Below are 19,257 nucleotides of genomic sequence, written 5' to 3'. Positions count from 1 at the left end.
CCGTCGTGGTCGTGACCAAACCCACGACGGAGCGCCCCAGGCTGCCCGGCGTCGGCCGGCTTGGATTGCTTGACTCTCCCGCCGCGGAGAACCTCGCGCTGCTGGGCTGGTATGGCCACGACGACCGGGCACACGTGGACCTGTTGTGGTCGCTGTCGCGCGCCCCAGACGCCGATGCTGTGCTGCGCGCCATGGTTCGGCTGTTCGAGAACCCAGACACCGGATGGGACGAGCTCAATGCCGCTTTGCTCACCGATCGCGGTCTGCGCGGGCGGCTATTTGCCGTGCTGGGCTCGTCGCTGGCGTTAGGCGATCACCTGGCCGCCCATCCGCAGTCGTGGAAGCTGTTGCGCGGCAGGGCCAAATTGCCGTCGGCCGACCAGCTGCGCCAGGCGTTCGACGAGTGCGTGAGCACGTTCGAGAGCGAGGTCGGGGACGAAACTTTGGGGACGTCGGACGCGGTGGTGCCTCGGCTACGCACGTTGTATCGTGACCAGCTGCTGGTGCTGGCCGCGCTCGATGTGGCCGCAACGGTCGAAGACGAGCCGGTGCTGCCGTTCACCGTGGTCGCTGCCCAGCTGGCCGATACCGCGGACGCCGCGATGGCGGCCGCGCTGCGGGTGGCCGAGAAAACTGTGTGCGGTGATCGCACGCCACCGCGACTGGCGGTCATCGCGATGGGCAAATGGGGTGCCCGCGAACTCAACTACGTCAGCGATGTCGACGTCATCTTCGTCGCCGAGCACGCCGATCCGCTCAGCACTCGCGTGGCCAGTGAGATGATGCGGGTGGCCTCGGCGGCGTTCTTCCAGGTGGACGCCGGGCTGCGGCCGGAGGGCCGCAGCGGTGAGCTGGTCCGCACAGTTGAGTCGCACATCGCCTATTACCAGCGCTGGGCGAAGACCTGGGAGTTCCAGGCGTTGCTGAAAGCCCGCGCGGCGGTTGGCGATGCGGAACTGGGTGAGCGTTACCTGGCCGCGTTGATGCCGATGGTCTGGGTTGCCTGCGAGCGTGCGGATTTCGTGGTCGAGGTGCAGGCCATGCGGCGGCGCGTGGAGCAGCTGGTGCCCGCGGATGTCCGCGGCCGCGAGCTCAAACTCGGCAGCGGCGGACTGCGGGACGTGGAGTTCGCTGTGCAGCTGCTGCAGCTGGTGCACGGCCGCAGCGACGAGTCGCTGCATGTGGTTTCCACGGTGGACGCGTTGGCGGCGTTGAGCGAGGGCGGCTACATCGGCCGTGAGGACGCCGCGAACCTGACTGCTTCCTATGAGTTTCTGCGGCTGCTCGAGCACCGGCTGCAGCTGCAGCGACTCAAACGCACCCACCTGCTGCCCCAGGACGACGATGAAGAGGCGGTGCGCTGGCTGGCCCGCGCGGCGCACATCCGTCCGGACGGCCGGCACGACGCTGCGGGGGTGCTGCGTGAGGAGCTCAAGCACCAGAACCTGCGGGTGTCGCAGCTGCACGCCAAGCTCTTCTATCAGCCGCTATTGGAGTCGATCGGGCCGGCCGGCCTAGAGATCGGTCACGGCATGACTTCGGCGGCAGCCGAGCGGCAGCTGGCCGCGCTGGGCTACGAGGGCCCGCAGACCGCGTTGAAGCACATGTCGGCGCTGGTCAATCAGAGCGGACGGCGAGGTCGGGTGCAGTCGGTGCTGTTGCCCCGGCTGCTCAACTGGATGTCGTATGCGCCTGACCCCGACGGCGGGCTATTGGCCTACCGGCGCCTGTCCGAGGCGTTGGCGGCCGAAACCTGGTACCTGTCCACGCTGCGTGACAAGCCCGCGGTGGCCAGGCGGCTCATGCATGTGCTGGGGACCTCGGTGTATGTGCCGGATCTGCTGATGCGCGCCCCCGAGGTCATTCAGCGTTATGGCGACGGGCTAGCGGGCCCGAAGTTGCTCGAGGCCGAGCCGGCCACGGTGGCTCGCGCGCTGATCACGTCGGCGGGCCGGCACGCCGACCCGATGCGGGCCATCGCCGCCGCGCGTAGCCTGCGGCGTCGTGAGTTGGCCCGGGTCGGTTCCGCGGACCTCCTGGGCTTGTTGGAGGTTACCGAGGTGTGCAAGGCACTGACGTCGGTGTGGGTGGCGGTGCTGCAGGCCGCTTTGGACGCAGTGATCCGGGCCCACCTGCCTGACGACGGCCCCCAAAAAGGCAAGGCACCGGCGGCGATCGCGGTCGTCGGCATGGGCCGATTAGGCGGCGCCGAGTTGGGTTACGGGTCCGACGCCGACGTGATGTTCGTCTGCGAGCCGGCGGCTGGTGTCGAGGATGCACAGGCGTTGCGGTGGTCGGCGACGATCGCCGAACAGGTTCGCAGACTGCTGGGGACACCCAGCGTTGACCCGCCGTTGGACGTGGATGCCAATCTGCGGCCCGAAGGGCGCAACGGGCCGCTGGTCCGCACCTTGGCGGCCTATGCCGCCTACTACGCGCAGTGGGCTCAGCCGTGGGAGATTCAGGCGCTGCTGCGCGCCCACGCGGTGGCCGGCGACGCCGATCTGGGCCAGCGGTTCCTGCTGATGGCCGACAAGACGCGCTATCCGCCCGACGGTGTATCGGCCGAGGCGGTGCACCAGATTCGCCGGATGAAGGCTCGGGTCGAGGCCGAGCGGTTGCCGCGCGGCGCCGACCCCAACACGCACACCAAGCTGGGCCGCGGGGGACTGGCCGACATCGAATGGACCGTGCAGCTGCTGCAGTTGCGGCACGCGCACGAGCTGCCGACCCTGCACAACACCTCGACGTTGGAATCCCTGGACGCCATCGCGGCGGCCAACCTGGTCCCCGCAGCGGACGTGGACCTGCTGCGGCAAGCGTGGCTGACCGCTACCCGGGCCCGCAATGCGCTGGTGCTGGTCCGGGGTAAGCCCACCGACCAACTGCCAGGGCCCGGACGCCAGCTCAACGCGGTCGCTGTCGCCGCCGGCTGGCCAAGCGGCGACGGCGGCGAATTCTTGGACAACTATCTGCGGGTGACCCGACGTGCAAAAGCGGTCGTGCACAAGGTGTTCGGGAGTTGAACCAGGAGGCTGGTTGGAGTTGGCTGCCATCGAGGTGTTGAGCGAAGCGCACCACATGCTCGGCGCGGCGGCAAGCCAAGGCCCGACCAAAGCCTATGCGCGCGGTTATCTTTCGGATGCCGCAGGGATCACCGTCGAGGCGGGAGGGGTATTCATCGAGCCAGCGTGGGCGCGGGAAGTCGAATGAAGTTCTGCGCACTGTCGGCAGATCGCAAGAACCCGCTCGGCTCGTCACCAAGCGGGTTCCCGCTTCCCCCGAGACGTCCTTAAACGTCGTAATACAACGCAAACTCGTACGGATGTGGTCGAATGTTGACCGGTTCGATCTCGTTCTCGCGCTTGAAGTTGATCCACGTCTCGATCAAGTCGGACGTGAACACGCCTCCCTCAGTGAGGTATTCGTGGTCTTCCTCTAGCCGGTCGATCACCGCAGCCAGCTGGGTGGGGGCCTGCGGAATGTTCGCGGCCTCCTCCGGTGGCAGTTCGTAGAGGTCCTTGTCGACCGGCGCCTGCGGCTCGATCTTGTTCTTGATGCCGTCCAGGCCCGCCATCAGCATGGCGGAGAACGCCAGGTAGGGGTTGCCCGATGCGTCGGGGCAGCGGAACTCTAGCCGCTTGGCCTTCGGGTTGTTGCCGGTGATCGGGATACGCACACACGCCGACCGGTTGCGCTGGCTGTAGACCAGATTGATCGGGGCCTCATAGCCGGGAACCAATCGCTTGTAGGAGTTCACCGTCGGGTTGGTGAACGCCAGCAGCGAAGGCGCGTGGTGCAGCAGGCCGCCGATGTAGTGGCGTGCGGTGTCCGACAAACCGGCATAGCCGGTTTCGTCGTACATCAACGGGGTGCCGTCTTTCCACAGCGACTGGTGGGTGTGCATGCCGGAGCCGTTGTCACCGAACAGCGGCTTCGGCATGAAGGTGACTGTTTTGCCGTGCTGCCACGCGGTGTTTTTGATGATGTACTTGTACAGCTGCATGTCGTCGGCCGCATGCAGCAGCGTGTTGAACTGGTAGTTGATCTCGGCCTGCCCGCCGGTACCCACCTCGTGGTGGCCCTTCTCTAACACGAAGCCGGCGTTGATCAGGTTGGTCAGCATCTTGTCGCGCAGGTCGACGTACTGGTCGTTGGGTGCCACCGGGAAGTACCCGCCCTTGTGGCGAACCTTGTAGCCGCGGTTGGGGCTGCCGTCGGCCTCGGTCGCCGCGCCGGTGTTCCACCACCCCGAGATGGCATCGACTTCGTAGAACGAACCGTTCGAGCGTGAATCGAAGCTCACCGAGTCGAAAATGTAGAACTCGGCCTCGGCACCGAAGTACGCGGTGTCCGCGACACCGGTGCTAATCAAATAGTTCTCGGCCTTGCGGGCGATGTTGCGCGGGTCGCGCGAGTACGGCTCGAGGGTGAACGGGTCATGGACGAAAAAGTTGACATTCAGCGTCTTGGCCTCACGGAACGGGTCGATGCGCGCGGTGTCCGGATCGGGAAGCAGCAGCATGTCGGACTCGTGGATGGACTGGAACCCGCGAATCGACGAGCCGTCAAAGGCCAGCCCGTCCTCGAACACGCTTTTATCGAAGGCCGAAGCCGGAATAGTGAAGTGCTGCATAATGCCGGGCAGGTCACAGAACCGGACGTCGACGAATTCGACGTTCTCGTCCTTGGCGAGTTTGAAGACGTCGTCGGGCGTCTTTTCCGTCACAGAATGCTCCTTTACTTTCCTGATCCGCGGCCTGACGCTATGGAGCTGATATTGCCGGTCAGTCACCCCCGTATTGCGCCGAGGTTACTTGACCATGCCGCCCACGACCGAGGCCGGGTTGCCCGCGGGTTCTATTGTGGGGCCATGGACCGCAAGATCGTATCTGGTCTGGTGTGCAGGCGCAGCGGTTCATCGCGGCCCCGCCCCGAGCATCGGATCGGCCGATGACCTCGGCATCACGCCCCGCACACCCCGGCGCGGCCCTCGGCTTGCCGGAGCACGGGCCAGGATCATTGGCCCCGATGGGACGCCGGCTGGTGGCGCTGTCGATCGACTGGCTGATCGGCTACGGCTTGGCGTTACTGGCCTTGGGACTCGGCGCCATCTCCGTGGAAATGTTGTCGACCGCGGTTTTGGTGATCTGGCTCGTTGTCGGTGTGGTGGCGGTGCGGCTCTTTGGTTTCACGCCGGGACAATTGGCGCTGGGTCTGCAAGTGGCGGCGGTGGACGGTCGCGTACCGGTAGGGGTTGGCCGGCTGGTGGCGCGGGGGTTGCTCATCGGAATGGTCATCCCGCCGTTGTTCACCGATTCGGACGGACGCGGATTGCACGATCGGGTGACCGGCACGGCGGTGGTGCGACGCTAGGTCTTATGCGTGCCGCTGTGCCCGGCTTCGCCGCGCTGCGTGGCGGGAGCTACTTGCGGCGCACGGTGCGCTGCACGCCGCGCATCTTGCCGGCGTTGGGCAGCGGTCCCTTCGGCATCAGACTGGCACCAGCTCGCGATCCCAGCGCGGCCAGCCGCGACTCCAGCGTGTCGATTTGTTTGACGCTGATATTGGCGGGCAAACGAGTGAGATGGCGCTCCAACTTGGCCAGCGGAACCTCGCCGTCGCCGTTGCCGACGATGATGTCGTAGATCGGCACGTCGCCGACCAAGCGTGCGGTGCGCTTCTTCTCCTGCGCCAGCAGCGGTTTGACCCGGGCCGCCGATCCCTCGGCGACGAAGATGACTCCAGGCCGGCCGATCACTCGATGCACCGCGTCAAAGTGGCCAGTAGCGGCCACTCCCGGGCTCACCCGCCACTTGCCACGCAGGTTGTCCAGGGCCCACGCCGCCGCGCCTGTTTGGCCTTCGGCTTTGTGGTAGACCGATCGCTGGGCTCGGCGGCCGAAGATGATGAACGCCACCAACGCCCCGAGCACCACGCCGAGCGGGATCAAGGTGATCATGGTGAATCCGCCGACCAGCACTCCCGCCGTCACCGAGGCGCCCACGATCACAACGAAGGCACCAATCATGTACGGCAGCAGCCGCTTGTCCTCCGTGCGTTGCATCGTGAACGCCTGCCACAGCTGATGGCGGCGCTGCCGAGACGCGGCCTTGCGGGCGGCCTTGGCTTGGTTTTTGGCGGCCTTCGCCGCCGCGTTCGCAGCGGCATTTCGCGGTTTAGCCATAGTTACCAAGAATACGTAGGTGCGGCTTAACGGGATGCCGAGGCACTCGAGGTCCGGATGCCTGCTGCCTGCTCGTAGAGCCGACCGGCGCGGTACGACGACCGCACCAGTGGCCCGGCCAACACGCCTGCGAAGCCCAAACCTTGGGCGTACTGCGCGTACTCGACGAACTCCTCAGGCCTGACCCAGCGCTCCACCGGGTGGTGGCGCGTCGACGGACGCAGATATTGGGTGACGGTGACGATGTTGCAGCCGGCGTCGCGCAAATCGGCCAGGGCAGTGCGCACCTCGTCGGGGGTTTCGCCGAGGCCGAGGATCAGGTTGCTCTTGGTGACCAGACCGGCCGCGTGCGCCGCGGTGAGCACGCCCAGGCTGCGCTGGTAGGTGAAAGCAGGTCGAATCCGTTTAAAGATGCGTGGCACGGTTTCGACGTTGTGCGCCAACACTTGCGGGCGGGACTCGAAGACTTCCGCCAGCCGCTCGGGCTGCCCGTTGAAGTCCGGAATCAACAGTTCGACGCCGGTCGACGGGTTGAGCTCGTTAATGGCTCGTACCGTCGCGGCGTACAGCCAGGCGCCGCCGTCGGGCAAGTCGTCGCGGGCGACCCCGGTGACGGTGGCATACCGCAGCCCCATGGCTTGCACGCTCTCGGCGACCCGCCGGGGCTCGTCGCGGTCTAACGCAGCTGGCTTGCCGGTGTCGATCTGGCAGAAGTCGCACCGACGGGTGCACTGATCACCGCCGATCAGAAAGGTGGCTTCCCGGTCCTCCCAGCATTCGAAGATGTTGGGGCAGCCGGCCTCTTCACAGACCGTGTGCAGACCCTCGCGGCGGACCAGGCTTTTCAGTGCGGTGTACTCCGGCCCCATGCGGGCCCGGGTTTTGATCCACGGCGGCTTGCGCTCGATCGGGGTCTGCGCGTTGCGCACTTCCAAGCGCAGCAAGCGGCGGCCTTCGGGCGCTGCGGATTCCGACAAAGTCACGGTATCGATGCTACGCGGGCGGGGGTGGGCCGCCAGGTCAGGGCCAGCCGACCGTCCAGGGCGTCGCCGACGGCCGCGGCGACCGCCGAGACGACATCGTCGACAGCAACGGTGCGTCCGAGTTCGGCGGACAATGATGTCACCCCGGCGTCGCTGATGCCGCACGGCACGATGGCGCGGAACGCGTCCAGATCGCACTGGCAATTAAGCGCGAACCCGTGCATCGTCGTCGCACGCGACACCCGCACGCCGATGGCGGCGACCTTGCGCGCGGGTTGACCGGCGCTGGCCGGCACCCAGACCCCGGACCGGCCGTCGACTCGGCCGGTGTCCAGGCCCAGCTCCGCGCAGACCTTGATCAGTGCCTCCTCGAGGCGCCGAACATAGTTGACCACGTCGAGCGGCTCGGCCAGCCCAATGATCGGGTACCCGACCAACTGTCCCGGGCCGTGCCAGGTGATCTTGCCTCCGCGGTCGGTGTCCACCACGGGAACGCTGTGCAGCGACGGGTTTGGTCGTTCGTGTGGCTGGGTGCGCCGTCCGGCGGTGTAGACCGGCGAGTGCTGCAGTAGCAGCAGCGTGTCGGGTCCGCCGGCCATCCTGGCGTCGGCCAGGTCTCGCTGCAGCTGCCAGGCGACGCGGTAGTCGACGGTGCCTAGCTGGCGGACGTCGATCGCGGTCGGGATCGACCGGATGGAATCCATCAGGTCAGGCTACCCGGATCTCCGCGGCCGGATCCGGTGGGCGATGCAGCGGGCTAATCCTGGTCCGGCCGGGCGGTCGCGTAACCGAGCGCCTCACCGATGGTGTTGTGGTGGAACTGGAAACCGGCGCGCTCCAGCGCGGCGGGGATAGCGCGCTGACCGATGAGCAGCCCCTCGTCGGCGAACTCTCCGAGGGCGGCCCGTACCGCGATACTGGGCAGCATTAACGGGGTCGGGCGGTTGATTGCCCGGCCGAATGCGGTGGTGAACTCCGCGTTGGTGACGGGGGCGGGCCCGGTCAGATTTACTGGGCCGGACAGCGATGGGTGCGAAATGGCGAATAGCAGCGCCCGCACCTCGTCCTCGAGGCTGATCCACGACATGTACTGACGGCCGCTGCCTATCCGAGCGCCCAGAGCAAAAGAGAACAACGGTCGCATCCGGCGCAGCACACCACCCGTTGGGGCCAGCACCACGCCGGTGCGGGCCAGCACCACACGGGTGCCGGCGTATTGGGCCGGCAGTGTGGCGGCCTCCCAGTCCTGGCACAGCTGGGCCAGGAAACCTGTTCCTGCTCGGTCATTTTCGTCGACGACGCGGTCCCGGGTGTCTCCGTAGTAGCCCACCGCGCTGGCGTTGATCAAGGTGTCGACGCCGGCTTCGGCGACCGCGGCGGACAACACTTCGGTCGGAGTGATCCGGCTGTCCCGCAGACTCTGCTTGAAGGAGCCCGACCACCGACGCTGGCCTAGGTTGACCCCACACAGGTTAACGACAGCATCGACGGCGGTCAGCGCGTCGGCGTCGAACTCGCCGCTCTCAGGATTCCAGTGCAGTTCCTCGGCGTTCGCCGGTGTCCGTCGCACGATGCGCAGCACCGGGTGATCGGCAGCGCGCAGCGCCGCAGCCAAAGCAGTGCCGATCAGGCCGGACGAACCCGCTATCGCGACAACGGCCTTACGACCAGCTTGAGCCACGTTGGCAAGCCCCTCCTAAAACCCTAGGTCGGCCTCGAACGCTCCCTCTTCGAGCCGGTGCTTGATGGTAGTGAGGAAACGTCCGGCATCGGCGCCGTCGATCAGTCGGTGGTCATAGGTCAGCGGCAGATAGCAAATCGAGCGGACCCCGATCGACTCGTTGCCGCTAGCATCGACGACCACCCGCGGGCGTTTGACGATGGCCCCGGTACCCAACATCGCGGCCTGCGGCGGAACCAGGATCGGTGTGTCGAACAACGCGCCCTGGCTGCCGATATTGGTGATGGTGAACGTGCCGCCGGACAGCTCGTCGGGTTTCAAGTTGCCCGACCGGGCCCGGGCGGCGATATCAACAATTGCGCGGGCCAGCCCGGCCAGCGACAAGTCACCGGCATTGTGGATCACGGGGGAGAGCAAGCCCTGGTCCGTGTCGACGGCGAAACCGAGGTGCTCGGCGTCGTAGTAGGTGATCTCCTTGGTGTCCTCGTTGTAGCTGGCGTTGATATTGGGATGAATCTTGAGGGCGTCGATCGCCGCCTTGGCGATAAACGGCAGGAACGTCAGGTTGACGCCCTCGCGCTCGGCGAACGTCGCCTTGGCTTTGGCCCGCAACCCCACAATCTTGGTCATGTCGACCTCATGGGTCTGGGTGAGCTGCGCCGTGGCCTGCAGGGATTCGCGGGTCTTTTTCGCGGTGATCTGGCGAATCCGGCTGGCCTTCTGGGTGGTGCCCCGCAAGTGGGCCAACGCGGGTGCCGGGGTGGCAGCGGCCGCCGATGGCGCGGACGTCGGCGTGGCCGGTGCGGTTGGCACGGCTGCAGGCGCCTGCCGCTGCGTCCGTTGCTCGGCTGCGGCCAGCACGTCCTGCTTACGGATACGACCGCCCACACCGGTGCCGGTCACCTGGGCCAGGTCGATGTTGTTTTCGGTGGCGAGTTTTCGTACCAGCGGGGTCACGTATGGCGCGCCATTGGCTCCCGACTCGGCCGCCGCCGGCCGGGGCGGTGCGGGTTCGGCTTTCGGTGCGGGCGCGGCTTTGGGTGCGGGTGCCGGGGCCGGTTTGGCGGCAGGCTCGGGTGCCGCTGGCGGCTTGGGTTCGGCTATGGGCGCCGGCGCGGGGGTGGCGCTGCTGTCGAGAGCTTGCACACTCGAGCCGATCCGTGCCAATTCACCGCCAACCGGGACGGTCGCGTCCTCGTCGGCGGTGATGCTGACCAAAACGCCGGCCACCGGTGAGGGGATCTCGGTGTCCACTTTGTCGGTCGATACCTCGACCAGTGGCTCGTCCGCCTGAACCGATTCCCCGATTTTCTTGAGCCAGCGAGTCACCGTGCCCTCGGTGACCGACTCGCCGAGCTCGGGCATCAGCACCGGTGTCGCGGTTGTTGCGCCGGAAGGTTGCTGGGCCGGGGTGGCCGGTTGGGATGGCGCTGCGGGTTCGGGTTGGGCCTTAGGTTCTGGCTGGGGTGCAGATGGCGCGGCCGCCGCTGGAGCTGTCTCTGCAGGCGCGCCGATGATGGCAAGCTCACCGCCCACCTCGACGGTGTCGTCCTCCTGGGCGATGATTTTGGTCAGCACGCCCGCGGCAGGTGAGGGGATTTCGGTGTCGACCTTATCGGTCGACACCTCGACAAGTGGCTCGTCGAGTTCGACCGTGTCGCCTTCCTGCTTGAGCCAGCGGGTAACCGTCCCCTCGGTGACGCTTTCGCCGAGTGCCGGCATCTGGACGGAGAAGGCCATCTGTTTTGACTCCTCGATAGCTCATAGTCGGAGCAGCACCGGGCGTGGAACCCAGTGGATGTCGAAACCATCCTGTCACTGCGCCTTCGGCGGCCCGCACCCAGGGCGCAGCGTGCTCGTGATGTCGGGGGCGGCGGGGATCGCACAGGGGGCTTGCTACCGTGTGGCGACTGAAAGTCGCAGCAGGTCTTACAGCAGGTCTTACAGCAGGTCGTGGTAGGCGGAGGTGGGATGCCAGCAACGCAGTCGATACACGAGGTGCCCCACCAGGTCGTCGAGAGCCCGGACGGCGTCCGCCTCGCTGTCTATCACGATGGCCAACCCGAGGGCCCGACCGTCGTGCTGGTGCACGGCTTCCCCGATTCACATGTGTTGTGGGACGGTGTCGTTCCGCTGCTGGCCAAGCGGTTCCGCATCGTGCGCTACGACAACCGTGGTGTCGGCCAGTCCTCGGTGCCCAAGCCCGTTTCGGCGTACACCATGGCCCGGTTTGCCGACGACTTTGCCGCGGTGATCGGCGAGCTGAGCCCCAACCAGCCGGTGCACGTACTGGCCCACGATTGGGGTTCGGTGGGTGTGTGGGAGTACTTAAGCCGGCCCGGTGCCAGCGACCGGGTCGCCTCCTTCACGTCGGTGTCCGGTCCCAGTCAGGACCAGCTGGTCGACTACATCCTGAGCGGTCTGCGGCGGCCGTGGCGCCCGCGTACCTTCGCGCGCGCGATAGGTCAGCTCTCCAGGCTGACCTATATGGTGCTGTTTTCGATACCGGTGTTGGCGCCGATGGTGCTGCGGATCGCGCTGTCGAGTGCGACGGTTCGGCGCACCATGGTCGACAACATCCCCACGGATCAGATCCATCACTCCGCCACCTTGGCCAGGGATGCCGCGCACTCGGTGAAAACCTATCCCGCCAACTACTTTCGAGCGTTCTTCGGCAGCCGACGCGGCAAGCGCGTCCCGGTAGTCAACGTGCCTGTGCAGCTGATCGTCAACACGATTGACCGGTACGTGCGGCCCTACGGATACGACGCGACCGCGCGGTGGGTGCCCCGGCTGTGGCGCCGCGACATCAAAGCCGGTCATTTTTCACCGATGTCGCACCCGCAGGTGATGGCAGCGGCGGTGCACGACCTGGTTGACCTGCTCGACGGCAAACAGCCGAGCCGCGCGCTGTTGCGCGCGCAGGTAGGACGTCCCCGCGAGTCGTTCGGCGACACCCTGGTGTCGGTCACCGGCGCCGGCAGCGGCATCGGCCGCGAGACCGCGCTCGCCTTCGCGCGTGAGGGCGCCGAGGTGGTCGTCAGCGATGTCGACGAGGCCGCTGCCAAGGACACTGCAACGCAGATCGTGGCGGGTGGCGGCGTCGCCTACGCTTATGCGCTCGACGTGTCCGACGCGGCGGCGGTCGACGCGTTCGCCGAACAGGTCAGCGCTAAGCACGGCGTCCCCGACATTGTGGTCAACAACGCCGGTGTCGGGCAGGCGGGTCGGTTCCTGGACACCCCGCCCGAGGAGTTCAACCGTGTGCTTCAGGTCAATCTCGGCGGAGTGGTGAACTGCTGTCGGGCGTTCGGGCAACGCCTGGTGGAGCGCGGCACCGGCGGGCACATCGTCAACGTGTCGTCGATGGCCGCCTATGCCCCGTCGCAGTCGCTGAGCGCTTACTGCACTTCCAAGGCGGCGACCTACATGTTCTCTGACTGTCTGCGGGCCGAACTCGACGCCGCCGGGGTCGGGCTAACCACGATCTGTCCCGGTGTCATCGATACCAACATCATCCAAACCACTCGCATCGACGTGCCGGCGGCAAAACAAGAGCGAGTCGGGGATCGGCGCGGGCAGCTGGACACGATGTTCAGGCTGCGCCGCTACGGACCCGACAAGGTGGCTGATGCGATCTTGTCCGCGATCAAGAAGAACAAACCGATCCGCCCGGTCGCGCCTGAGGCTTACGCGCTTTACGGCATTTCCCGGGTGCTGCCGCAGGCATTGCGCAGCACCGCGCGGGTGCGAATGGTTTAACCCGGTTCGAGCCGACGGCGGTTATCCGTGGTCGGCGATGTCCTCGAGCATTGCGAACATGGTCCGGGTTGGCACACCGGTGGCGCCCTTGGGCGTATACCCCCACGGGCTGCCGGTGTTGTAGGCCGGGCCGGCCACATCGATGTGCGCCCAAGCCACTGAATCGGCGACGAATTCGCGGAGGAACACCCCGGCCACCAGCATGCCGGCGAAACGCTGGCCGCTGACATTGGCCAGGTCGGCGACCGTCGACTTCAAGTCGTCCTTGAGTTCGTCGGGCAGCGGCATCGGCCAGCCGTTCTCGCCGACCCGCTGCGAGGTCTCGGCAACCCGGTCGCGGAACTCGTCGCTGCCCATCACCCCGGGTATGCGTGTGCCCAGGGCCACCGTCTGCGCACCGGTCAACGTGGACGTCTCGATCAGGTAGTCCGGGGTGTCTTCGCAGGCCCGAACAATGGCGTCGGCCAGGATGAGCCGGCCTTCAGCGTCGGTGTTGAGCACCTCGACGGTGGTCCCGCCGTACTGCGTCAGCACGTCGCCGGGCCGCTGCGCCGTTGCCGACGGCATGTTCTCAGCCATTGGCACGGTGGCGATCACATCAATCGGCAGCTCCAGTTGCGCGGCCAGCGTGACGGTCGCGATGACCGCGGCGGCCCCAGCCATATCCGAGGTCATATGGTGCATCGACGCCGCGGGCTTGATCGAGATGCCGCCGGTGTCAAAGGTGATGCCCTTACCGACCAGGGCCACCTTCTTGGCCTTTTTGGGGTTCTTGGCCAGCCGTGATCCCCGATGAATCAGCCGCACTAGCCGCGGTGGCCGCGACGAACCCTGGCCAACCCCGATCACCCCGCCGTAGCCGGCCTTCTGCAACGCCCTATCGTCGAGCACCTCCACCTCGAGACCAGCGGATTCGCCCAAAGCCTTTGCGCGTTTTGCAAATTCGGCGGGAAACAGGTGACTTGGTGGAGTGTTGACAAGATCACGGGCGGTGGCAACTGCGGTCGCCACGGCGGCGCCGTGCGCGCTCTGTTTCTTCGCGTCTTTGGCACTCGCCAGCACCGTGATGTTGCGCAGCCCGTTGTCCTTCGGCGCGGTTTTGTCGCTGCGGAAGTCGGTGAACCGGTAGCTGCCCAGCATCAGCCCCTCAACGACGGCCGAGCAGATGTTGGCACCGGATTCACCAGGCAACTCGGCCAGTGTGGTGATCACTGCCTCCGCGCTGCCGAGCGACCGCGCCGCCACACCGGCGGCGCGACGGATCGTGTCGGCCGGCCACTCCGACCGCGGCTTACCCAACCCGATCGTCAACACGCTGCCCACCGGCAGCGACGGCGCCACTAGCCGGTGCACCTGTTCACTGCCACCGGTGGCTTCCAGCGCGCGCAGGCCGGCCTCGATGTCGGCGACCGCAGCTGCGGTCAGGAAAGGTTCGCCCGCAGCAACGACCGCGCTCGGCCGGTCTTCGGATTTGTCACCGTCGCCGGTGCCGACGACGGGCACGATCAATACCGAGGAACCGATGTCGCGTTTCGGCAGCGACGTAGCGACATGGACAGCGGGGCCTTGGTAACCCGGTTCGGTGGTGGTCACGGCCAATCACCCTAGTGGTGATCGCCAGCGCGGCGAAGCCGGGCGCAACGGGTCACCACTCATCGAACCTAGTCACCGGGGCGCGGATTAGCTCGCCAACCGCGACGGATTAGGGTGGGACGCCGTGACTGATGCGCCGCAGCTACTCAAGGGACCGCTAGAAGACCGTCATCGCGAGTTGGGTGCGAGTTTCGCCGAGTTCGGTGGCTGGCTGATGCCGGTGTCGTATGCCGGCACCGTCAGCGAACACAACGCGACCCGCAACGCCGTCGGCCTATTTGACGTCAGCCACCTCGGCAAGGCGTTAGTTCGCGGGCCGGGTGCTGCGCAGTTCGTCAACTCCGCGCTCACCAACGACCTGGGCCGCATCGGGCCAGGCAAGGCGCAATATACGTTGTGCTGCTCGGAATCCGGCGGCGTCATCGACGACCTGATCGCCTACTACGTCGATGACGATGAGATCTTTTTGGTGCCCAACGCCGCCAACACCGCCGCGGTGGTCGACGCATTGCAGGCGGCTGCGCCGGCCGGTCTGACCATCACCAACCAGCATCGCTCCCATGCGGTGCTGGCGGTGCAGGGGCCTCGATCAACCGATGTGCTCGACGAACTTGGGTTGCCAACCGGGATGGACTACATGGGCTACGCCGATGCCTCCTATTCGGGGGTGCCGGTGCGTGTCTGCCGCACCGGGTACACCGGCGAGCACGGCTACGAACTGCTGCCGCCCTGGGAGTCCGCGGGTGTGGTGTTCGACGCTTTGGTCGCCGCGGTGGCCAACGCGGGCGGGGAGCCGGCCGGTCTGGGCGCTCGCGACACGCTGCGCACCGAGATGGGCTACCCGCTGCACGGGCATGAACTTTCGCTCGACATCTCCCCGCTGCAGGCCCGGTGCGGCTGGGCGATCGGCTGGCGCAAGGATGCGTTCTTTGGCCGGGATGCGCTGCTGGCTGAGAAGGCGGCGGGGCCGCGACGGCTGCTGCGGGGCCTGCGAATGGTTGGCCGGGGAGTCTTGCGGCCCGGGCTGACGGTGCGTGCCGGGGACACCCCGGTCGGGGTCACCACATCGGGAACGTTCTCGCCGACCTTGCAAGTCGGTATCGCGTTGGCGTTGATCGACAGCGCCGCCGCGGTGGCCGACGGCCAGCAAATCATCGTTGACGTCCGCGGCCGCGCTGTCGAGTGCGAAGTGGTGCGTCCGCCCTTCGTCGAAGTGAAAACCCGCTAGCCGCCCTGCTTTAGCGCCGCAAAAACCCATTCGCACACACATATACAATCGGCCCCATGACCAGCGGCTCCCTTGAGTTCACGGTGTCACGCTCGGCGCATCCGGTGACCGATGCGCAGCGTGAATCGATCCTGGCTGAGCCGGGCTTCGGTAAGTACCACACCGACCACATGGTGTCGATCGACTACAGCTCGCCGGATGTGGGAGGCCGGGGGTGGCACGATGCGCGGGTCATCCCCTACGGCCCGATTCAGCTGGATCCGTCGGCGATCGTGCTGCACTACGCGCAGGAAGTGTTTGAGGGGCTCAAGGCCTACCGCTGGGCGGACGGGTCGATCGTGTCGTTTCGCGCCGAGGCCAACGCGGCCAGGTTGCGCTCGTCGGCGCGACGAATCGCGATTCCCGAACTGCCCGACGAGCTATTCATCGAATCCCTGTGTCAGCTCATCGCTGTCGACAACGCGTGGGTGCCTCGGGTCGGCGGCGAAGAGGCGCTGTATCTGCGGCCGTTCATTTTCGCGACCGAGCCGGGGCTGGGGGTGCGGCCAGCTAAGCAGTATCGGTACCTGCTGATCGCCTCGCCGGCCGGGGCGTATTTCAAGGGCGGCATCAACCCCGTCACCGTCTGGGTGTCGACGGAGTATGTGCGGGCTAGCCCGGGCGGCACCGGTGCCGCCAAATTCGGCGGCAACTACGCCGCGTCGCTGCTGGCTCAGGCCGAAGCCGCCGACAACGGGTGCGACCAGGTGGTGTGGCTGGACGCTGTCGAGCGCCGCTTCGTCGAGGAAATGGGTGGGATGAACATCTTCTTCGTACTCGGCAGCGGCGGGTCGGCACGCCTGGTCACCCCCGAGCTGTCCGGCTCACTGCTGCCCGGCGTCACGCGGGCGTCGTTGCTGCAGCTGGCTAATGATGCCGGATTCACTGTCGAAGAGCGCAAGATCGATATCGACGAGTGGCAGAAGAAAGCGGCCGCCGGAGAGATCACCGAGGTGTTTGCCTGCGGCACCGCCGCCGTCATTACCCCGGTCTCGCGGGTGAAGTACGGCGAGGTCGAGTTCACCATCGCCGACGGCGCGCCGGGTGAGGTGACCATGGCGCTGCGCGACACGCTCACCGGAATCCAGCGCGGCACCTTCGCCGACACCCACGGCTGGATGGCCCGGCTGGGCTAAGACCGTTTCACCGCCGAGCGTGCGGCTGGCCGCACATTCGGCGACGACTGTGCGGCCAGCTTCACGTTCGAGCTAGGGCCGCGAGCGCCAGCGCACTGGCCGTCGTGGTGAGTTCGATCGCGGCGCCCAGCACGTCACCGCTGATGCCGCCGAACCGGCGCACACAGTGCGCCACCAGGGCCGCGCCGCAGCACACCGCCACCAGCACCGCGACCGGCCCCTGCCACGGTCGCGGGCCTGCGATCAGCGAAACGGCAAGCAGCACGACGAGCCAGGCCGCGACCACCGGGGCGGGTTGGGTGCCGGCGACGCGCGCGCCCAGGGCGCTGCCGTCGGCGGCCGGCACCGACCGGCGACACGCCAGCACCGCGGTGACCCGGCCGGCGAACACAGCCAGGACGATGCCCGCCGTGTTCAGCATCGAGAACGCCAGCCCCTGCACCGTGATTGCCAATACGACAGCCGCCACCCCGAATGGTCCGGTTGACCCGTCGCGCATCACCGCAAGCGCCCGCTGCGGCGGCCCGTAGCAGCCCAGCCCGTCAGCCGTATCGGCGACGCCATCGATGTGCAGCCCGCGGGTCGCGAGCAGCAGTGCCGTCACGGCGAGCAGCCCGGGCAGTGCGCTAGACGGGCCGAAAAACAAAGTGCCGCACCATGTAACGGTCGCGGCCAACGCTCCCAACGCGGCGCCGACCACTGGAAGTGCGGTCATGGAGCCGCGACCCATAGGGTCGCGCCCGGCCTTCGGCACCGGGATAACCGTTCCGAAGGCGAAGGCTGTTGCCAACGAACGCATCACAGCGAGGTCGCCGGACCGGCTACATCAGCTTCGGTGAAGGTCGTCATTGACGACAACGCGGCCACCGCGGCGCGCAGCACCGGTAGCGCCGCCGCGGCGCCGGTGCCTTCGCCCAGCCGCATGCGCAGGTCCAGAATCGGGTCCAAGCCCAAAGCCGCCAAAGCCAGGTCATGACCAGGTTCGGTGGACCGGTGACCGGCCTGCCACCACTGCCGGGCGCCCGGTGCCAGGCGCTCGGCGACCAGGGCGGCCGCCGTCACCGCCAAGCCGTCGAGCAGCAACGGGGTACGCCGTACCGCTGCCTGCGCACAGAAGCCCGCCATCGCGGCCAGGTCGGCGCCGCCGCAGCAGCGCAACAACCCGACCGGGTCGGGCAAAACCAGCCGTGCCCGAAACAGGGCATCGCGCACCGCAGCCGTTTTGCGTGCCCAGCCGGCGTCATCGATCCCGGTGCCGAAACCCACCACGGCGACCGGTTCGGCGTTCGTCAACGCCGCCACCAAAACCGCTGCCGCAGTGGTGTTTCCAATCCCCAGATCGCCGGCGATGAGCAGGTCAGCGCCGCAGTCGACTTCTTCGTCGGCGATGCGTTGACCGGCTGTGATCGCGCGGGCAGCCTCGTCCTCGGTTAACGCGTCCTGGATCGCGATATCGCCGCTGCCGCGTCGCACTTTGTGGATGCCGATCTGCGGCGACAACGTGTCCGCGTCGACCGCCAAATCCGCGACTCGCACCGTCGCGTCGGCGATACCCGCTAGGACATTGATTGCCGCCCCGCCGCGGTCGATGTTGGCCACCATCTGGGTGGTCACCCGCGGCGGGTACGCCGACACCCCGGACCGGGCGACACCGTGGTCGCCGGCGAACACCACTATCCGGGCACGCTGGAATTGCCGTGGCGGACACTGGCCCTGGCACGACGCCACCCAGACCGACAGGTCTTCAAGACGGCCCAACGCGCCGCGCGGCTTGGTCAGGGTGTCCTGGCGAGCGCGGGCGGCGGCTGCGACGCGGCCGTCGGGCGGCGACACTGGCGCGAACTCCATTAACCGACACTGCTGCCGCGCTCGACTTGGGGCCGGGGTGCGCGCAGCCGGCGCATTTGGGATGCCCGGCCGGTGGCGTAAAGGCCCAGCTTCCACCGGCTTTCGGTGTTGGACGGAAACTTCGCGTCGACCAGCTTGCTGACCTTGCGGCCCAAGATGATTCCGTCGATACCCATCACGGCCATCAGCACCAGCATCGCTGGAGACATGTACAGCTGCAGCTGCGGAACCCCGAACATAATGAACAGCAGAGCCAGCGCTGACGGCATGAACAGGCCGAGCGCGTTGCGCCGAGAATCCACGACGTCCCGGACGTAGCGGCGTACCGGGCCCTGATCGCGTGGCAGCAGGTAGGCCTCTTCGCCGGCCATCATGCGCTCCCGGCGATCCGCAACCCGGGCCCGGCTGGCGGCCCGCTCGGCCCGGCGCTCCGCACGGCTGAGCTTGGGGCGGGCCAGCGACTTGCGCCGGGCCCGCGCCTCGGAGGTAGTCATCGGCGCCGGCGCAATCGGCCCTTTTTTCGTGTGGCGTCGGTCGGCATCGTCGCGCTTGCGGGTGGGCCGGCCCTTGGGGGCGGTCGTACTCGACCCGCGTGTGTTCGGCGACCTAGCCCCCGAACTAGCCTCCGAACTCGCCCTGTCGTCCGATGCCGCCGGTGCCTCGGTGTCCTGTTCGTAGCTCTTCTTGCGGCCCAGCAGCTTCACAGTCGCCAGGTTACTTCGCCAGCAGCTGGCACTGGAATGCGCCCGTATTATGCGTGCGCCAGTGTCACTTGGCTCTACTCTTACGTGTGATGAACG

General features: G+C 67.0%; 15 protein-coding genes and 1 pseudogene. 6 read left to right on the top strand and 10 right to left on the bottom strand.

The features are described from left to right. Positions 1 to 5: 5 nt before the first annotated feature. Together B586_RS12245 and B586_RS20165 are read left to right on the top strand one after the other, a co-directional pair. Positions 6 to 3,026, top strand: a complete 3,021-nt coding sequence (locus tag B586_RS12245; RefSeq protein ID WP_054879815.1) for a bifunctional [glutamine synthetase] adenylyltransferase/[glutamine synthetase]-adenylyl-L-tyrosine phosphorylase — start codon at positions 6 to 8, stop codon at positions 3,024 to 3,026. Positions 3,027 to 3,114: 88 nt separating this feature from the next. Beyond that, positions 3,115 to 3,213: pseudogene (locus B586_RS20165) on the top strand (PaaI family thioesterase); the annotation flags it as partial. 79 nt (positions 3,214 to 3,292) lie between these two features. On the opposite strand, the gene glnA reads toward B586_RS20165, so the two are convergent. Continuing rightward, positions 3,293 to 4,729, bottom strand: a complete 1,437-nt coding sequence (gene glnA / locus B586_RS12240; RefSeq protein WP_047314678.1) for a type I glutamate--ammonia ligase — start codon at positions 4,727 to 4,729, stop codon at positions 3,293 to 3,295. Positions 4,730 to 4,953: 224 nt separating this feature from the next. Here glnA and B586_RS12235 point away from each other — a divergent pair, with 224 nt between their 5' ends. Beyond that, positions 4,954 to 5,376, top strand: a complete 423-nt coding sequence (locus B586_RS12235; RefSeq protein ID WP_054879816.1) for an RDD family protein — start codon at positions 4,954 to 4,956, stop codon at positions 5,374 to 5,376. A 49-nt stretch (positions 5,377 to 5,425) separates the two neighbouring features. On the opposite strand, the gene B586_RS12230 is transcribed toward B586_RS12235, so the two are convergent. The 5 genes from B586_RS12230 to sucB are packed head-to-tail and all read right to left on the bottom strand — an operon-like array spanning position 5,426 to position 10,591. After that, a complete protein-coding gene (locus B586_RS12230; protein WP_047314679.1) occupies positions 5,426 to 6,187 on the bottom strand; it encodes a DUF4191 domain-containing protein in 762 nt (253 codons plus the stop codon). Positions 6,188 to 6,213: 26 nt separating this feature from the next. After that, on the bottom strand, positions 6,214 to 7,164 hold the full coding sequence (lipA, locus tag B586_RS12225; protein WP_054880929.1) for a lipoyl synthase: 951 nt from the start codon (positions 7,162 to 7,164) through the stop codon (positions 6,214 to 6,216). A gap of 2 nt (positions 7,165 to 7,166) precedes the next feature. Next, the gene (gene lipB / locus B586_RS12220) at positions 7,167 to 7,874 is read right to left on the bottom strand and encodes a lipoyl(octanoyl) transferase LipB (RefSeq protein WP_054879817.1); all 708 of its coding nucleotides are present in this window, start codon (positions 7,872 to 7,874) and stop codon (positions 7,167 to 7,169) included. A gap of 53 nt (positions 7,875 to 7,927) precedes the next feature. After that, positions 7,928 to 8,851: a TIGR01777 family oxidoreductase gene (locus B586_RS12215; protein WP_054879818.1), complete on the bottom strand. Its 924-nt coding sequence runs from the start codon at positions 8,849 to 8,851 to the stop codon at positions 7,928 to 7,930. A gap of 15 nt (positions 8,852 to 8,866) precedes the next feature. Then, positions 8,867 to 10,591, bottom strand: a complete 1,725-nt coding sequence (gene sucB, locus B586_RS12210; RefSeq protein ID WP_054879819.1) for a 2-oxoglutarate dehydrogenase, E2 component, dihydrolipoamide succinyltransferase — start codon at positions 10,589 to 10,591, stop codon at positions 8,867 to 8,869. A 231-nt stretch (positions 10,592 to 10,822) separates the two neighbouring features. Between sucB and B586_RS12205 the strand changes: the two genes are divergently transcribed. Further along, positions 10,823 to 12,613, top strand: a complete 1,791-nt coding sequence (locus B586_RS12205; protein ID WP_047314683.1) for an SDR family oxidoreductase — start codon at positions 10,823 to 10,825, stop codon at positions 12,611 to 12,613. A 21-nt stretch (positions 12,614 to 12,634) separates the two neighbouring features. Here B586_RS12205 and B586_RS12200 read toward each other — a convergent pair whose 3' ends face one another. Continuing rightward, positions 12,635 to 14,206 (bottom strand): leucyl aminopeptidase, encoded by a 1,572-nt coding sequence (locus tag B586_RS12200; protein ID WP_047314684.1) that lies wholly within the window; start codon positions 14,204 to 14,206, stop codon positions 12,635 to 12,637. A gap of 124 nt (positions 14,207 to 14,330) precedes the next feature. Between B586_RS12200 and gcvT the strand changes: the two genes are divergently transcribed. Then, positions 14,331 to 15,434, top strand: a complete 1,104-nt coding sequence (gcvT, locus tag B586_RS12195) for a glycine cleavage system aminomethyltransferase GcvT (protein ID WP_054879820.1) — start codon at positions 14,331 to 14,333, stop codon at positions 15,432 to 15,434. A 56-nt stretch (positions 15,435 to 15,490) separates the two neighbouring features. Continuing rightward, a complete protein-coding gene (locus B586_RS12190; protein ID WP_054879821.1) occupies positions 15,491 to 16,609 on the top strand; it encodes a branched-chain amino acid aminotransferase in 1,119 nt (372 codons plus the stop codon). Between the two features lie 61 nt (positions 16,610 to 16,670). On the opposite strand, the gene B586_RS12185 is transcribed toward B586_RS12190, so the two are convergent. Genes B586_RS12185 through B586_RS12175 form a run of 3 tightly spaced genes read right to left on the bottom strand, consistent with a single transcriptional unit; the run spans position 16,671 to position 19,161 of the window. Next, positions 16,671 to 17,411, bottom strand: a complete 741-nt coding sequence (locus tag B586_RS12185; protein ID WP_054879822.1) for an adenosylcobinamide-GDP ribazoletransferase — start codon at positions 17,409 to 17,411, stop codon at positions 16,671 to 16,673. Beyond that, the gene (gene cobT / locus B586_RS12180) at positions 17,408 to 18,457 is read right to left on the bottom strand and encodes a nicotinate-nucleotide--dimethylbenzimidazole phosphoribosyltransferase (RefSeq protein WP_054879823.1); all 1,050 of its coding nucleotides are present in this window, start codon (positions 18,455 to 18,457) and stop codon (positions 17,408 to 17,410) included. Before cobT ends, B586_RS12185 begins: the two co-directional genes overlap by 4 nt. Then, positions 18,457 to 19,161: a DUF3043 domain-containing protein gene (locus B586_RS12175; RefSeq protein WP_054879824.1), complete on the bottom strand. Its 705-nt coding sequence runs from the start codon at positions 19,159 to 19,161 to the stop codon at positions 18,457 to 18,459. The genes cobT and B586_RS12175 overlap by 1 nt, the downstream gene beginning before the upstream one ends. Between the last annotated feature and the right edge of the window lie 96 nt (positions 19,162 to 19,257).

Source organism: Mycobacterium haemophilum DSM 44634 (assembly GCF_000340435.2).
GTDB lineage: Bacteria > Actinomycetota > Actinomycetes > Mycobacteriales > Mycobacteriaceae > Mycobacterium > Mycobacterium haemophilum.
Note: the sequence above shows the minus strand (reverse complement) of the source record. Positions and strands in the feature narration are given on the sequence as shown.

What these genes read in the sequence shown, in the direction of transcription:
- B586_RS12235 (WP_054879816.1), top strand. Translation starts at nt 4,954, where the DNA reads ATGACCTCGGCATCACGCCCCGCACACCCCGGCGCGGCCCTCGGCTTG.
- B586_RS12230 (WP_047314679.1), bottom strand. Translation starts at nt 6,187, where the DNA reads ATGGCTAAACCGCGAAATGCCGCTGCGAACGCGGCGGCGAAGGCCGCC.
- lipB (WP_054879817.1), bottom strand. Translation starts at nt 7,874, where the DNA reads ATGGATTCCATCCGGTCGATCCCGACCGCGATCGACGTCCGCCAGCTA.
- sucB (WP_054879819.1), bottom strand. Translation starts at nt 10,591, where the DNA reads ATGGCCTTCTCCGTCCAGATGCCGGCACTCGGCGAAAGCGTCACCGAG.
- B586_RS12205 (WP_047314683.1), top strand. Translation starts at nt 10,823, where the DNA reads ATGCCAGCAACGCAGTCGATACACGAGGTGCCCCACCAGGTCGTCGAG.
- B586_RS12190 (WP_054879821.1), top strand. Translation starts at nt 15,491, where the DNA reads ATGACCAGCGGCTCCCTTGAGTTCACGGTGTCACGCTCGGCGCATCCG.
- cobT (WP_054879823.1), bottom strand. Translation starts at nt 18,457, where the DNA reads ATGGAGTTCGCGCCAGTGTCGCCGCCCGACGGCCGCGTCGCAGCCGCC.